We start from the raw sequence: 14,536 nt of genomic DNA, 5'->3' as shown, positions 1-14,536 counted from the left end.
TTGCATCCTTACCGGTTATTCATCAATCGCGCAAAAAATATAATGACGGGCAGTGATTCATAGCCAAGATAAGGAGTAAATCGTGCAGTCTCCGGTACCGAAAGGACTCGCCGCACTCTCGGTTCTTACGTTCTCGTTGATAATCGCGGGCTGCGCCAGTACCGGGGGCATCGCACCGCAAGCGCAACAGGCCGAAGCCGCGCAACTCGACGCCGGATCGGCGATCCGCGCGGCCAACACCGACGCCGGCTGGCCCGCCAGCGACTGGTGGCGCGGCTATAACGACCCTCAACTGAACGCCTGGATCGAAGCCTCCGTGGCCGGCAACCCCTCGCTTGCCGCGGCCCAGGCGCGTGTGCGCGAAGCGCGCTCGATGGTGGGCGTGGCCCAGGCCGGGCTCCTGCCGCAAATCAACGGCAGCATGTCCATCCAGCGTCAGCAATGGTCCGATAACGTTTATTACGGACCGGGACCGCTCGCGGGCGCGAATACGTGGAACAACACGGCCACGCTCGGCCTCTCCTATCACCTCGATCTCTGGGGCCAGGACAAGAACAACGCCGAGCGCGCGCTCGACGTGGCGCACGCCACGGCTGCGGATGCGCGCGCGGCGCAGCTCGAACTCGAAGTCAATGTCACGCGCACCTACATCGACATGTCGATGAACTACGCGCTGCTCGACATTGCGAAACAAACGCTCGCTCAGCAGCAGCGCATTCTCGCGCTCGCGCAAAAGCGCCTGGCGGGCGGCATCGGCACCCAGCTCGAAGTGAGTCAGGCGCAAACACCGCTGCCCGAATACGAGCGCCAGATCGACGCGCTCGAAGAGTCCATCGCGCTCGGCAAGAACCAGCTCGCGGCGCTCGCGGGCAAGGGGCCGGGCGCCGGCGAATCGATCGAGCGCCCGGCGCTCTCGCTCGCCGCGCCCGCGGGCCTGCCTTCGGCGCTGCCTGCCGAGCTGATCGGCTATCGCCCCGACGTAGTCGCGGCGCGCTGGCTCGTCGCCGCGCAAGCGCGCGGCATCGACGTCGCCCGTGCCGACTTCTATCCGAACGTGAACCTGCTCGTTTCGATGGGCGGGTACGCGGCGGCCGGCCCGCTGTTCCAGTTCCTCAAGTCGATGAGCGGCAGCTACGCGGCCGGCCCCGCGTTCTCGCTGCCGATCTTCGACGGCGGACGCCTGCGCGCGCAGCTCGGCGCGCAGTCCGCCGCGTACGACATCGCCGTCGATCAGTACAACCAGACGATCGTCACCGCGCTCAAGGAAATCGCCGATCAGGTCGTGCGCATGCGCTCGCTCGCGACGCAGGAAGACGACGCGCACCGCTCGGTCGCGGCCGCGCAGCGCAACTACGACCTCGCGCAGGAAGGCTTCCGCCGTGGCCTGACCGACTATGTGAACGTGCTGATTGCGCAAACGCAGCTGCTGCGCGCGCAGGAAGGCGTCGCGCACATCCAGGCCGAGCGCCTGACCGCGCACGCCTCGCTCGTCGCGGCGCTGGGCGGCGGCATGATCGACGCGTCGAGCGATGTTGCAGCGAAAGGCCCGACCGACGCCGAGCAGCTGCCCGCGCACGGCAAGAAGACGCGCGACGTGCCGCTGATGCCCGCGGCGCTGCTTGCGCCGCACGGGTCGCATGCGTCGTCCGGGCCCGACGCCGCCGATGCAAGCGCATCCGGCGCGGCGCACTGAGGCGGCCGACAATGCAAGCGTCCACCTCCTCACCTCCGCAGCCGGGCGGCCAGAACCTCTATGCTGCGCTCGCCGATTGGGCGCGCACTGACGGCCTCGTCTGGATCTATCTCTTCAAGGCGATCGCCGCCGCACTGCTCGCGCTCGGCATTGCCATGAAGCTCGATCTGCCGCAGCCGCGCACGGCCATGACGACGGTGTTCATCGTGATGCAGCCGCAAAGCGGCCCCGTATTCGCGAAGAGCTTCTACCGGCTTTGCGGCACGCTCGTGGGCCTCGTCGTGATGCTCGCGCTGATCGGCCTCTTCGCACAGCAGCCGGAACTCTTCATCGTCTCGACGGCGCTGTGGGTGGGCCTGTGCACCGCGGGCGCGGCGCGCAACCGCAACTTCCGTTCGTACGGCTTCGTGCTCGCGGGCTATACGGCGGCGCTCATCGGCATTCCGGCCTCGCAGCATCCCGACGGTGCGTTCATGTCGGCCATGACGCGCGTGGGCGAGATCTCGATCGGCATTCTTTGCTCGGGCTTCGTCAGCGCCGTGGTGTTTCCGCAGTTTACGGGCGAGATGCTGCGCTCGAACGTGCGGCGCCGTTTCTCGTCGTTCGTCGACTACGTGTCGGCAGCGCTTGCCGGCCGCATCGATCGTTCGCACATCGAAGCAAGCAATGCGCGCTTCGTCGCCGACGTCGTGGGCCTCGAAGCGAACCGCAGCATGGCCGTGTTCGAGTCGCCCGACGCGCGCATGCGCTCGGGGCGCCTCGCGCGCCTGAACACCGAGTTCATGACGGTCTCCACGCGCTTTCACGCGCTGCATCAGTTGATGAACCGTCTGCGCGCGGATGGCTCCTCGGTCACCGTCGATGCGCTCGAACCGTACTTCCGTGAGATCGCGCCGCTGTTCGCGAAAGCGGGCGAACCGGTGCTCACGGCCGCCGACGCGGCGCACGTCTCGAAGCAACTCGAAGACTACCGCTCGGCGCTGCCGAGGCGCGTACGCGCCACGCGCGCCGAACTCGAAGCGCAAGGCGATGCGCACCTGCTCGACTTCGACACCGCCACGGAACTGTTCTACCGCTTCGTGCACGAGATGACCGAGTACACGGCCACCTACGCCTCGCTTGCCGTCGATACGCACTCGCGCGAAAAATGGATCGCGCGCTACGTGCCGAAGACGAACCCGATCGCAGCAGGCGTCGCGGGTCTGCGCGCCGCGATCGTGATGACGCTGCTCGGCGCGTTCTGGATCGCCACCGCATGGCCGAGCGGCACGACCCTCGTGCTCAATGCCGCCGCGACCTGCGCGCTCGCCTCGTCCGCGCCGCAGCCCTCGCGCATGGCGACGCAAATGGCGCTCGGCACCGTGCTCGCTTCGCTCGTCGGCATGGTGCTCACGTTCGGCGTGTTTCCGCATATCGACGGCTTCGCGATGCTGTGCGTCGCGCTCGCGCCCGCGCTCGCGTTCGGCGTGTTCCTCACGACGCGCCCGAAGTACGCGGGCTACGGCGTGGGCTACTGCATCTTCCTGTGCTTTCTCGCGGGCCCGGATAACGTCGTGCAGTACAACCCGAGCAGCTATATGAACGACGCACTCGCGCTCATCGCGTCGATGGCGGTTTCGGCGCTGGCGTTCGCCGTGCTCTTGCCGCCCTCGACGCCGTGGCTGCGCCGGCGCCTGCTGGCCGACCTGCGCGGCGCCGCCGTGCAGGCCTGCCGCGCGCGCCTGAAGGGACTGCGCAACCGCTTCGAGAGCGGCGCGCGCGACCTGATGTTCCAGCTCTCGGCGATCGCCGGCAACGACGACACGCAACGCCGCGACACGCTGCGCTGGCTCTTCTCGACGCTCGAAGTGGGCAACGCCGCGCTCGATCTGCGTCACGAGCTGGCCACGCTGCCCGCGCATCCGCCGTACCCGCACGCAACGGCATGGCGCGTGGCGATCGACGCGACGCTCAAGGCCGTGAGCGCGCTCTTCGATCGCCCAAGCGAGGCACGCTACCGCGACGCGCTCGCGGCAACCGTACACGCCATCGACGCGAGCCAGACGGTGCTGCAAGGCATGTGGAAGCCCGAGGCAACGAGCGCGGCCGAGCGTGGCGACACGCCGCCTCGCGAAGCGCGTCATCAGTTGCAGCGCATCCAGAGCCATCTGCATTTCATCCGCACCGCGCTCATCGACCCGCAATCGCCGCTCGCGGCCTACGCGGGCAGCGAGGGCGCGAATCAGCGTCAACCTCATGGAGCCAACCATGCCTCGTGACGTCGCGTTTCTCGACGCCTATATCCCGGCGATCGTGCTGCTCTTCATGCTGGGCGCAGCGATCACCTGGGTGCTCGATCCGTTCTGGCCAGAACCGGCCTCTATCGGGTCGTGTGGCACCCGTCCCTCTTTCGCGTGAGCCTGCTCGTGGTCGTGTGCTGCGTGCTCGGCCTCGCGGTTTATCACTAAATGCGCCGCTGAATGCATCGCTGAACGAATCAACCGAATCATGACAATCCGCAACCTCATTGGCTTTATCGCGACGGCCATCATCTTCGTCGTCGCCATTCTGGTCGGGCGCGTCCTGTGGGTTCACTACATGGACGAGCCGTGGACCCGCGACGGTCGCGTGCGCGCCGAAGTGGTGAACATCGCCCCCGACGTTTCGGGCGCCGTGGTCGAGCTGCCCGTGAAGGACAACCAGTTCGTGCACAAGGGCGACCTGCTGATGCAGATCGACCCGTCGCACTATCAGATCGCCGTCGAGCAGGCCGAGGCCGCCGTGGCCGCGCGCAAAGCCGAGCTGACCATGCGCCAGGACGACGCGCGCCGCCGCGCCGACATGGACAGTGAAGTCGTCTCGCAGGAAAACCGTGAAAACGCTTCGCACACCGCAAACTCGGCACAGGCGCAGTACCAGCAGGCAATCGCCGCGCTCGACGCCGCCAAACTGAACCTCGAACGCACGCGCGTGGTCTCCCCGGTGGACGGCTACATCACGAACCTGCAGGTGTTCCAGGGCGACTACGCGATCTCCGGCCAGGCCAAGCTCGCCGTGGTGGACAGCCATTCGTTCTGGGTCTACGGCTACTTCGAGGAAACCAAGCTGCCGCACGTGAAGGTGGGCAACAAGGCCGACATCAAGCTGATGAGCGGCGGCACGCTCGAAGGCCACGTGGAGAGCATCTCGCGCGGCATCTACGACCGCGACAATCCGCAAAGCCGCGAACTGCTCGCCGACGTGAACCCGACCTTCAACTGGGTGCGCCTCGCGCAACGCGTGCCGGTGCGCATCCACATCGACAAGGTGCCGGACGACATGGTGCTCGCGGCCGGGACGACCTGCACGGTGGTCGTGAAACCGGGCACGTGATGGCGCGGTGACGCAGCACGCTGACCGCGCGCGCCGCCAGCCGCATCACGTAAGAGCGCACGCAAAAACGCACGCAAAAGGGGAACGCCAGTTTGGCGTTCCCCTTTTTTGTTGTTGCGCGTGGACGGAGTGTTAGCGACTACCGCACATTGATCTGACGGTGAATCGATGAGTATTGCAAAACATTGTCCCTAGCACGATAAAACCTATCTCGATTGATACACGTCAACAGAAGTTTGTCGAATTACTCGGATTATTCCTATTCGCTCACTCTTCCTACCAACCATCAACGTGATCCCTCGCCTACATCGACCTCACAAAATCGGCGATATACCACAGGCGACGCGCGACGGCGGCGCGATCCGTGCCTTTGCGCGCCGCGCATTGGCCGGACTCGCGAACCGCCAGACCCTCGCGCCACAACGGGTGGTCGTGCTTGGCCTCGGCAATGTTCAATGGGGCGATGCTGGCGTGGGCGTTCTCGCGCTCGAGCAATTGAAGACGAATTGGCAATGCCCCGCTCAGGTCGAACTCGTGGAAGGGGGCACGCGCGGCCGTACGCTCTTACCCGTCGTCGAATCCACGCAGCGTTTGATTGTGCTCACTGCACTCGATTTCGGGCTCGCGCCGGGCGCGCTTCGCGTGGTCACCGGCGACGCGGCGGCTGAACATCTCTACATGCGCCGTCCGAGCCGCCCAGGCATGGGTTTCGCCGACGCGCTCGCCTGCGCGCAGTTGAGCGGCCGCTCGCCGCGCGAGTTCGTGCTGATCGGCGTGCAGCCGCATGGCAGCGACTGTTACGGCGCGAGCTTGTCGAGCACCGTGCGCGCGCAACTCGACGCCACTGTCGAAGCCGCGCGGGGCTGGCTGCACCGCTGGCGCGCCGCCCCACTGCCGCGCCTCGCGCCTTCTCCTTCTGATATGCGCGGCTGAACGCCACGCTAGAGCCGTAATTGGGAATCTGCGGGAGAACCCGCGGGAGAACCCGCGTTGCCCGCACGCATTGCACTGCACTATCCTGAAAAACTGCGCCAGATCCGGATAACTGCGCCGGATTACTGCGCCGGCCGCCTGCACCATCAGCACGGGAGGAAGGGAGTCATGCGTTACCGCGATTTTCACCGCGAGTCGGTCGCGAACCCCGACGACTTCTGGCGCCGCGAGGCCGAGCGCATCCATTGGGAGACGCCGTTCGACCAGGTGCTGGACCGCTCGAACCCACCGTTCGCCCGCTGGTTCTGCGGCGGCCGCACGAACTTGTGCTTCAACGCCGTGGACCGCCACCTCGCGTCGCGCGCGCACCAGAATGCGCTCGTCTACGTCTCGACCGAAACCGGCATCGAGCGGCGCTATACCTACGCCGACCTTCACGCCGAAGTGAACCGCATGGCCGCCGTGATGCGCTCGCTCGGGGTGGCTCGCGGCGAGCGCGTGCTGATCTATCTGCCGATGATCCCCGAGGCCGTGTTCGCCGTGCTCGCCTGCGCGCGTCTGGGCGCGATCCACTCGGTGGTGTTCGGCGGGTTCGCCGCGCCGAGCCTCGCCGCGCGCATCGACGACGCGAAGCCTGCGCTGCTCGTGAGCGCCGACGCCGGCGCGCGCGGCGGCAAGGTGATCGACTACACGCCGCTCGTGGACGAAGCGATGGCGCGCGCCGAATTCGCGCCGCCCAAGGTGCTGCTGATCGACCGCCAGCTCGCGCCCGAGCGGCTGAACGCGCCGTATCTCGTCGACTACGAGCCGCTGCGCGAGCAGCACTACGACGTGCAAATTCCCTGCGAATGGCTCGAATCGAACGAGCCTTCATACATCCTCTACACCTCGGGCACGACGGGCAAACCCAAGGGCGTGCAACGCGACGTGGGCGGCTACGCCGTGGCGCTCGCGGCTTCGATGGAATACATCTTCGAAGGGCGCGCCGGCGACACCATGTTCACGGCGTCCGACATCGGTTGGGTGGTCGGTCATAGCTACATCATCTATGCGCCGCTGCTCGCGGGCATGACCACGGTGATGTACGAAGGCACGCCGGTGCGCCCCGACGGCGGCATCTGGTGGCGCCTCGTCGAGCAGCACCGCATCAACCTGATGTTCACCGCGCCCACGGCCATTCGCGTGCTCAAGAAGCAGGACCCGGCACTCCTTCACTCCGCCGATCTTTCGAGCCTGCGCACGCTCTTTCTCGCGGGCGAACCGCTCGACGAGCCCACGGCGCAATGGATCTCCGAGGCGCTCGGCAAACCCGTCGTCGACAACTACTGGCAGACGGAGACCGGCTGGCCGATGCTGGCCATCCAGCGCGGCGTCGATCCGCTGCCGCAGAAGCTCGGCTCGCCAGGCGTGCCCTGCTACGGCTACGACCTCGTGCTGCGCAACGAACATACGGGCGAGCCCTGCGGGCAAGGCGAGAAAGGCGTCATCACGCTCGGCTACCCGTTGCCGCCCGGCTGCATGCAAACCGTGTGGGGCGACGACGCGCGCTTCGTGAAAACGTACTGGGAAAGCGTGCCCGGCCAGCAGGTGTATTCGACCTTCGACTGGGGTGTGCAGGATAGCGACGGCTACGTGACGATCCTCGGCCGCACCGACGATGTGATCAACGTGGCGGGCCATCGTCTCGGCACGCGCGAAATCGAAGAGGCGATCTCGTCGCACGCGGCGGTCGCGGAAGTGGCCGTGGTGGGCGTGAATGATTCGGTGAAGGGTCAGGCCGCGCTGGCCTTCGTCGTGCTGCGCGATGCAAATGCGGCAGCCAATCCCGCCGATGCGGAGAAGCTCGCGCTCGCGCTAGCTGCGACGGTGGACCGCGAGTTGGGCGCAATCGGCAGGCCCGCGAGAGTGCACTTCGTGCCGATGCTGCCGAAAACGCGCTCCGGCAAGCTGCTTCGCCGCGCAATCGCGGCCCTCGCCGAAGGTCGCGACCCGGGCGACCTGCCGACCATCGAGGACGCCTCCGCGCTTCAGTCGATTCGCGAGGCGGTCAGCGGCAGGTGATGCGCGAGCGGCCGCCTGGCGCGTGATATTGCGTCTTATCGCGCGAGCGGCCGGTAGCCCGCGAGAAAGCGCTTGAGGATGCCGGTCGAATACGTGCCCGCGATATCGGTGAGAAAGCTCGAGAACGAGGTGCTCGCGTGCTCATCGGCGGTATCGGAGATCGTGCGGACCACCGCGCAGGGCACGTCGTACTCGTGGCAAACCTGGGCGATCGCCGCGCCCTCCATCTCGACGGCGAGCGCATCGGGCAACAGCGCGCGCAGCGCGCCCACGGCGGCCGCGCTCGCGACGAACTGGTCGCCGCTGATCACGAGCCCGCGGTGCACCTGCGGCAACTCGGTTGCGAGACGCGGCAGCGCGGCCTTGAAGCGCGCGGCCAGTTCCAGCCCCTCCTCCGCGATGAAGCGCTCACAGGCAGCGGCAAGCGCATCAGCGAGCGCGTGGTCCGCGTCGAAGCGCGAGCGCGCGAGCAGCGGAATCTCGTGGCGCGGAAAAAGCGGCTCGGCGTTCATGTCGTGCTGGAGCAGCGTTTCGCCCACCACCACGTCGCCCACATGCACGCTCTCGCCCACGCCGCCAGCAACGCCCGTAAAGACGATCGCGTCCACATCGAACACATGGATCAGCGCGCTCGCCGTGGCGGCGGCGGCCACCTTGCCGACGCGCGCGAGCGTCACCACGCAGGGCGCGCCATGCACCGTGCCGAGGTGATAGTCACGGCGGCCAAACGTGCGCGTGACGACGCCCGATTCCGCCTGCATCACCGCGATCAGATCGCCGAGTTCCTGAGGCAGCGCGGCGAGCACGCCGAGCGGGCGGGCGGCCGTACTGCTCGCCTGGGTCGAAGAGTTCATCGTTGATTGTTGTCCGTCTGGTTCGTCAAAGACTACGCGCTCACTCCACCGGCTGAAGCTTGGCCACCGCCAGCGCGAGCCACTTCTCGCCGTGACGCTTGAAACGCACCTGCGCCTTGGCGTCGGTGCCGCTGCCTTCGAGTGCCGTAATCGTGCCTTCGCCGAACTTCGTGTGGAACACACCCTGGCCCACACGGAAGCCCGTTTCGGCCGCGCGCTGCTCGTTGGCGAATGCGGGCGCCGGGCTCTTGTCCGCGATGTAGGCGTCGCGCTCGCGGCGGCCGCCGTAGTTGCCAGCTCCGTTGCCCGCTCCGTTGCCACCCCCGTTGCCGCCCTCGCCGCCGCCCGGCCGCGCGAACCAGTCGCGGCCCCAGCCCGCGTTGTCGGAGCGGCCGCCCCAGCGCGAACCCGCCTCGACCTTGGGCGTGAGCCACTTGAGCGATTCCTGCGGCAGTTCGTCGAAAAAGCGCGAGCGCACGTTGTAGCGCGTCTGGCCGTGCAGCATGCGGCTCTGCGCGAACGAGATGTAAAGCCGCTCCTTCGCGCGCGTGATCGCCACGTACATCAGGCGGCGCTCTTCTTCGAGGCCGTCGGCTTCCATCGCGCTGTTCTCGTGCGGGAACAAGCCCTCTTCGAGACCGGTGATGAAGACCGCCGTAAATTCGAGGCCCTTCGCGGCGTGCACCGTCATCAGTTGCACGGCGTCCTGGCCCGCCTGCGCCTGGTTGTCGCCCGCTTCGAGCGATGCATGCGAGAGGAAGCCCGCGAGCGGCGTCATGACGTCGGGGTTCTGCGCGGGGTCGGTGATCGTGGGCGCATCGAGCACCTCGATCTCGCCGTCCTGCGAGACGATCTCGGGCACCGCGCTCGCGCCGGGGCGCAGCGGAATCGAGCGCGCGGGCGTGTCAAGGCCGTAGCCCGCCTCGCTCACGAACGCCGTGGCCGCATTCACGAGTTCCTGCAAGTTCTCCAGCCGGTCCTGACCTTCACGCTCGGTCTGATAGAACTCGGCGAGACCGCTCATGCGCACCGTGTATTCGACGGTTTCCGGCAGGCTCATCTGCGCCGTCTCGGCGCGCATCTTCGCGACCAGATTGGCGAACGAACCGAGGCTCGTGCCCGCCTTGCCCGTGACATACGGAATCGCCGCAGCCATCGAGCAGTTGTAGAGGCGCGCGGCATCCGCCACCTGTTCGATCGAGCGCGCGCCAATACCGCGCGCAGGGAAGTTCACGACACGCGCGAACGCCGTGTCGTCGTTCGGATTGTCGATGAGGCGCAGATACGCGAGCGCATGCTTCACTTCCTGACGCTCGAAGAAGCGCAGGCCGCCATACACCTTGTACGGCACGCCCGCGTTCACGAGCGTGTGCTCGATCGTGCGCGACTGCGCGTTGCTGCGGTAAAGAATGGCGATCTCGTTGCGCGCCAGCCCCTGGTTGATCAGCGCGCGAATCTCCTCGACGATCCAGCCCGCTTCCTGCGAGTCGGTCGCCGCTTCGTACACACGCACCGGCTCGCCGTGGCCCGCATCGGTGCGCAGGTTCTTGCCCAGACGCCGCGAGTTATGCGCGATCAGGTAGTTGGCCGCATCGAGAATATGGCCGTGCGAGCGGTAGTTCTGCTCCAGCTTGATCATATGCTTCACGCGGAACTCATTCTCGAAGTCGCGCATGTTGCCGACGTTCGCGCCGCGGAACGCGTAGATCGACTGGTCGTCGTCGCCCACTGCGAAAATCGCGTTGCCCGGCCCCGCGAGCAGCTTGAGCCACGCGTACTGGAGCTTGTTGGTGTCCTGGAACTCGTCCACCAGGATGTCGCGAAAGCGCCCCTGATAGTGCGCACGCAGCGGCGGGTTGTACGCGAGCAGCTCGTAGCAGCGCAGCAGCAGCTCCGCGAAATCGACCACGCCTTCGCGCTGGCACTGCTGGTCGTAGGCCTCGTAGAGCTCGACGAACTTGCGGTTGAAGTCGTCGCTCACGTCCACGTCCTTCGGACGCAGGCCCTGCTCCTTCGCGTTGTTGATGAAGTACTGCAGGTTCTTGGGCGGGTACTTCTCGTCGTCGACGTTCAGGCCCTTCATCAAACGCTTGATGGCCGACAGCTGGTCGGCCGTGTCGAGGATCTGGAAGGTCTGCGGCAGGCCGGCGTCGCGGAAATGCGCGCGCAGCATGCGGTTGCACAGGCCGTGGAACGTGCCGATCCACATGCCGCGCGTGTCGATGGGCAGGAGCGCCTGCAGGCGCCCCAGCATTTCGCGCGCGGCCTTGTTCGTGAAGGTCACGGCCAGAATGGTGGACGGCGACGCCATGCCCTGCTGGATGAGCCACGCAATGCGTGTGATCAGCACGCGCGTCTTGCCGCTGCCGGCCCCGGCCAGAATGAGCGCCGGCTCGTTGGGCAACGTGACGGCGGCGAGTTGTTCGGGGTTCAGGTTCGCGAGCAGTTCGGGCATGGGCTGAAAAGGAACGTGCCCCTGGGGACATAACCACAGGGACGTGGCGCGCGGCAAGGGCGCGCCGTTGAATGGCAGACCGCCATTATAAGTGCGCGCGCACATGGCGGCTTGGGCGGCCCGGGCGCGTCGCACATCGCCCCGGGGATCGGCCCTCACGTCGGCCTGCGTCGGCTGGCGCGTCGGCTCCGGCAGGACTTCCCCTTATAATCGAATGTTTCCGCATCCCTTTTTCGGCAGATTCCACCCATGAGCGACAGCACGCTAGCGAAAAGCTTCGAGCCCCAGACGATCGAGGCCCACTGGGGCCCCGAATGGGAGCGTCGAGGCTACGCCGCCGCGACCTTCGAGCCCGGCCGCAACAACTTCTCGATCCAGTTGCCGCCGCCCAACGTCACCGGCACGCTGCACATGGGGCACGCGTTCAACCAGACGATCATGGACGGCCTCGCGCGCTACCACCGCATGCTCGGCGAGAACACGCTGTGGGTGCCGGGCACGGACCACGCGGGCATCGCCACGCAGATCGTGGTCGAGCGCCAGCTCGACGCGCAGAAAGTTTCGCGCCACGATCTGGGCCGCGAGAAGTTCGTCGAACGCGTGTGGGAATGGAAGCAGCAATCGGGCTCGACCATCACGGGGCAGGTGCGGCGTCTCGGCGCCTCGATCGACTGGTCGCGTGAATACTTCACGATGGACGACAAGATGTCGGCCGCCGTGCGCGACGTGTTCGTGCGCCTCTATGAACAGGGCCTGATCTATCGCGGCAAGCGCCTCGTGAACTGGGACCCGGTGCTGCTCACCGCCGTCTCGGACCTCGAAGTGGCGAGCGAAGAGGAAAACGGCAACCTGTGGCACCTGCGCTACCCGCTCGCGGACGGCTCGGCCGCGCTGACGGTCGCCACGACGCGTCCGGAAACCATGCTCGGCGACACGGCCGTCATGGTGCACCCGGAAGACGAACGCTACGCGCACCTGATCGGCAAGATGGTCAAGCTGCCGCTCACCGACCGCGAAATCCCGGTGATCGCCGACGAGTACGTGGACCGCGAGTTCGGCACGGGCGTCGTGAAGGTCACGCCCGCGCACGACTTCAACGACTACCAGGTGGGCCAGCGCCACGGCCTGCCGATGATCGAGATCCTCACGCTCGACGCGAAGATCAACGACAACGCACCCGCCAAATACCGCGGCCTCGACCGCTTCGAGGCGCGCAAGCAGGTGGTGGCCGACTTCGAGGCGCTGGGTCTGCTCGACTCGGTCCAGCCGCACAAGCTCATGGTGCCGCGCGGCGACCGCACGGGCGTGGTGATCGAGCCGATGCTCACGGACCAGTGGTTCGTCGCGATGACGAAGCCCGCTCCCGAGGGCACCTTCAACCCCGGCAAGTCGATCACCGAAACCTCGCTCGACGTGGTGCGCAACGGACAGATCAAGTTCGTGCCGGAAAACTGGACGACCACCTACTACCAGTGGCTCGAGAACATCCAGGACTGGTGCATCTCGCGCCAGCTCTGGTGGGGCCACCAGATCCCGGCGTGGTACGGCGAGAACGGCGAAATTTTCGTCGCGAAGAATGAGGAAGAAGCGCGCGCGCAGGCCGACGCCAAGGGCTACAAGGGCGCATTGAGGCGCGACGAAGACGTGCTCGACACGTGGTTCTCGTCGGCGCTCGTGCCGTTCTCGTCGCTCGGCTGGCCGCAAGAGACGCCGGAGCTCAAGGCCTTCCTGCCCTCCTCCGTGCTCGTCACGGGCTTCGACATCATCTTCTTCTGGGTGGCGCGCATGGTCATGATGACCACGCACTTCACCGGCAAGGTGCCGTTCGACACGGTGTACGTGCACGGCCTCGTGCGCGACGCCGAAGGCCAGAAGATGTCGAAGAGCAAGGGCAACACGCTCGACCCGATCGATATCGTCGATGGCATCGACCTCGAAGCGCTGGTGGCCAAGCGCACGACCGGCCTCATGAATCCCAAGCAGGCCGCGACCATCGAAAAGAAGACGCGCAAGGAGTTCCCGGACGGCATTCCCGCGTTCGGCACCGACGCGCTGCGCTTCACGATGGCCTCGATGGCCACGCTCGGCCGCAACGTGAACTTCGACCTCGCGCGCTGCGAGGGCTATCGCAACTTCTGCAACAAGCTCTGGAACGCCACGCGTTTTGTGCTGATGAACTGCGAAGGCCACGACTGCGGTTTCGGCAAGCCGGGCGATTGCCAGCCGGGCGATTGCGGCCCCGGCGGCTACACGGACTTCTCGCAGGCCGACCGCTGGATCGTCTCGCTCCTGCAACGCGTGGAAGCCGAAGTCGCGAAGGGCTTCGCGGACTATCGCTTCGACAACGTGGCCAACGCCATATACAAGTTCGTTTGGGACGAATACTGTGACTGGTATCTGGAACTGGCGAAGGTGCAGATCCAGACGGGTACGCCCGAACAGCAGCGCGCCACGCGCCGCACGCTGCTGCGCGTGCTGGAAACGGTGCTGCGCCTCGCGCATCCGGTGATTCCGTTCATCACCGAAGCGCTGTGGCAGAAGGTGGCGCCGCTCACCGACGCGTACCCGCAAGGCGCGGCCGTTGGCGCGGCGTCGATCATGGTGCAGCGTTACCCGGTGGCGGAAGCGAAGAAGATCGACGAAGCCGCGGAACAATGGGCCGCCGACCTGAAGGCCGTCATCGACGCATGCCGCAACCTGCGTGGCGAGATGGGCCTCTCGCCCGCCACCAAGGTGCCGCTGCTCGCCACGGGCAACGCCGAACGCCTCGCGACGTTCGCGCCGTATGCGCAGGCGCTTGCAAAGCTTTCGGAGGTCCAGATCATCGCCGACGAAGCCGCGCTTGACGCAGCCTCGGCAGGCGCGCCAGTTGCTATCGTAGGCACGGACAAGCTCGTGCTGAAGGTGGAGATCGACGTAGCCGCCGAACGCGAACGCCTGTCGAAGGAAATTGCCCGCCTTAGCAATGAGGTGACAAAGTGCAAGGCCAAGCTAGGAAACGACAGTTTTGTAGCAAAAGCACCGCCCGCAGTCGTTGAGCAGGAGCAGAAAAGACTGGCAGAATACCAGGCAACGCTGGACAAACTGACCGCGCAACTCACGCGGTTGCCGGCCTGAGCGCCATATCGGCCAAAGGCTGTAACGTGTGACGCCGCACCCGCGGCGTCACGCGAGCACCAGGACAGGGAC

8 protein-coding genes and 1 pseudogene are annotated in these 14,536 nt (G+C 66.3%); 7 read left to right on the top strand and 2 right to left on the bottom strand.

Features of this window, described 5'->3' with window-relative positions:
- The first annotated feature begins 82 nt into the window (after positions 1 to 82).
- The 6 genes and pseudogenes from JMY28_RS36660 to JMY28_RS36635 all read left to right on the top strand — a co-directional run bounded on the left by JMY28_RS36660 (position 83) and on the right by JMY28_RS36635 (position 8,038).
- Positions 83 to 1,693: an efflux transporter outer membrane subunit gene (locus JMY28_RS36660; protein ID WP_201700770.1), complete on the top strand. Its 1,611-nt coding sequence runs from the start codon at positions 83 to 85 to the stop codon at positions 1,691 to 1,693.
- Between the two features lie 11 nt (positions 1,694 to 1,704).
- Positions 1,705 to 3,951: an FUSC family protein gene (locus tag JMY28_RS36655; RefSeq protein ID WP_201700769.1), complete on the top strand. Its 2,247-nt coding sequence runs from the start codon at positions 1,705 to 1,707 to the stop codon at positions 3,949 to 3,951.
- Positions 3,941 to 4,140: pseudogene (locus JMY28_RS36650) on the top strand (DUF1656 domain-containing protein). Before JMY28_RS36655 ends, JMY28_RS36650 begins: the two are co-directional and overlap by 11 nt.
- Positions 4,141 to 4,180: 40 nt before the next feature.
- The gene (locus JMY28_RS36645) at positions 4,181 to 5,044 is read left to right on the top strand and encodes an efflux RND transporter periplasmic adaptor subunit (protein WP_201700768.1); all 864 of its coding nucleotides are present in this window, start codon (positions 4,181 to 4,183) and stop codon (positions 5,042 to 5,044) included.
- 384 nt (positions 5,045 to 5,428) lie between these two features.
- Positions 5,429 to 5,977 carry a hydrogenase maturation protease gene (locus JMY28_RS36640; RefSeq protein ID WP_201700767.1) on the top strand — a complete coding sequence of 183 codons (549 nt, stop codon included), beginning with the start codon at positions 5,429 to 5,431 and terminating at the stop codon, positions 5,975 to 5,977.
- A gap of 168 nt (positions 5,978 to 6,145) precedes the next feature.
- On the top strand, positions 6,146 to 8,038 hold the full coding sequence (locus tag JMY28_RS36635; protein WP_201700766.1) for a propionate--CoA ligase: 1,893 nt from the start codon (positions 6,146 to 6,148) through the stop codon (positions 8,036 to 8,038).
- Positions 8,039 to 8,073: 35 nt separating this feature from the next.
- Here the strand turns inward: JMY28_RS36635 and JMY28_RS36630 are convergent, their stop codons facing one another.
- Together JMY28_RS36630 and JMY28_RS36625 are read right to left on the bottom strand one after the other, a co-directional pair.
- Entirely contained in the window at positions 8,074 to 8,892 is an 819-nt protein-coding gene (locus JMY28_RS36630; protein ID WP_201700765.1) for a 5'-methylthioadenosine/adenosylhomocysteine nucleosidase, read from the bottom strand.
- A gap of 40 nt (positions 8,893 to 8,932) precedes the next feature.
- Positions 8,933 to 11,347: a UvrD-helicase domain-containing protein gene (locus JMY28_RS36625; RefSeq protein WP_201700764.1), complete on the bottom strand. Its 2,415-nt coding sequence runs from the start codon at positions 11,345 to 11,347 to the stop codon at positions 8,933 to 8,935.
- 249 nt (positions 11,348 to 11,596) lie between these two features.
- Here JMY28_RS36625 and JMY28_RS36620 point away from each other — a divergent pair, with 249 nt between their 5' ends.
- On the top strand, positions 11,597 to 14,464 hold the full coding sequence (locus JMY28_RS36620) for a valine--tRNA ligase (RefSeq protein WP_201700763.1): 2,868 nt from the start codon (positions 11,597 to 11,599) through the stop codon (positions 14,462 to 14,464).
- The last annotated feature ends 72 nt before the right edge of the window (positions 14,465 to 14,536 follow it).

The sequence above is a fragment of the Paraburkholderia hiiakae genome (assembly GCF_904848665.1).
Classification (GTDB): domain Bacteria; phylum Pseudomonadota; class Gammaproteobacteria; order Burkholderiales; family Burkholderiaceae; genus Paraburkholderia; species Paraburkholderia hiiakae.
Note: the sequence above shows the minus strand (reverse complement) of the source record. Positions and strands in the feature narration are given on the sequence as shown.

What these genes read in the sequence shown, in the direction of transcription:
- JMY28_RS36655 (WP_201700769.1), top strand. Translation starts at nt 1,705, where the DNA reads ATGCAAGCGTCCACCTCCTCACCTCCGCAGCCGGGCGGCCAGAACCTC.
- JMY28_RS36645 (WP_201700768.1), top strand. Translation starts at nt 4,181, where the DNA reads ATGACAATCCGCAACCTCATTGGCTTTATCGCGACGGCCATCATCTTC.
- JMY28_RS36635 (WP_201700766.1), top strand. Translation starts at nt 6,146, where the DNA reads ATGCGTTACCGCGATTTTCACCGCGAGTCGGTCGCGAACCCCGACGAC.
- JMY28_RS36630 (WP_201700765.1), bottom strand. Translation starts at nt 8,892, where the DNA reads ATGAACTCTTCGACCCAGGCGAGCAGTACGGCCGCCCGCCCGCTCGGC.
- JMY28_RS36625 (WP_201700764.1), bottom strand. Translation starts at nt 11,347, where the DNA reads ATGCCCGAACTGCTCGCGAACCTGAACCCCGAACAACTCGCCGCCGTC.
- JMY28_RS36620 (WP_201700763.1), top strand. Translation starts at nt 11,597, where the DNA reads ATGAGCGACAGCACGCTAGCGAAAAGCTTCGAGCCCCAGACGATCGAG.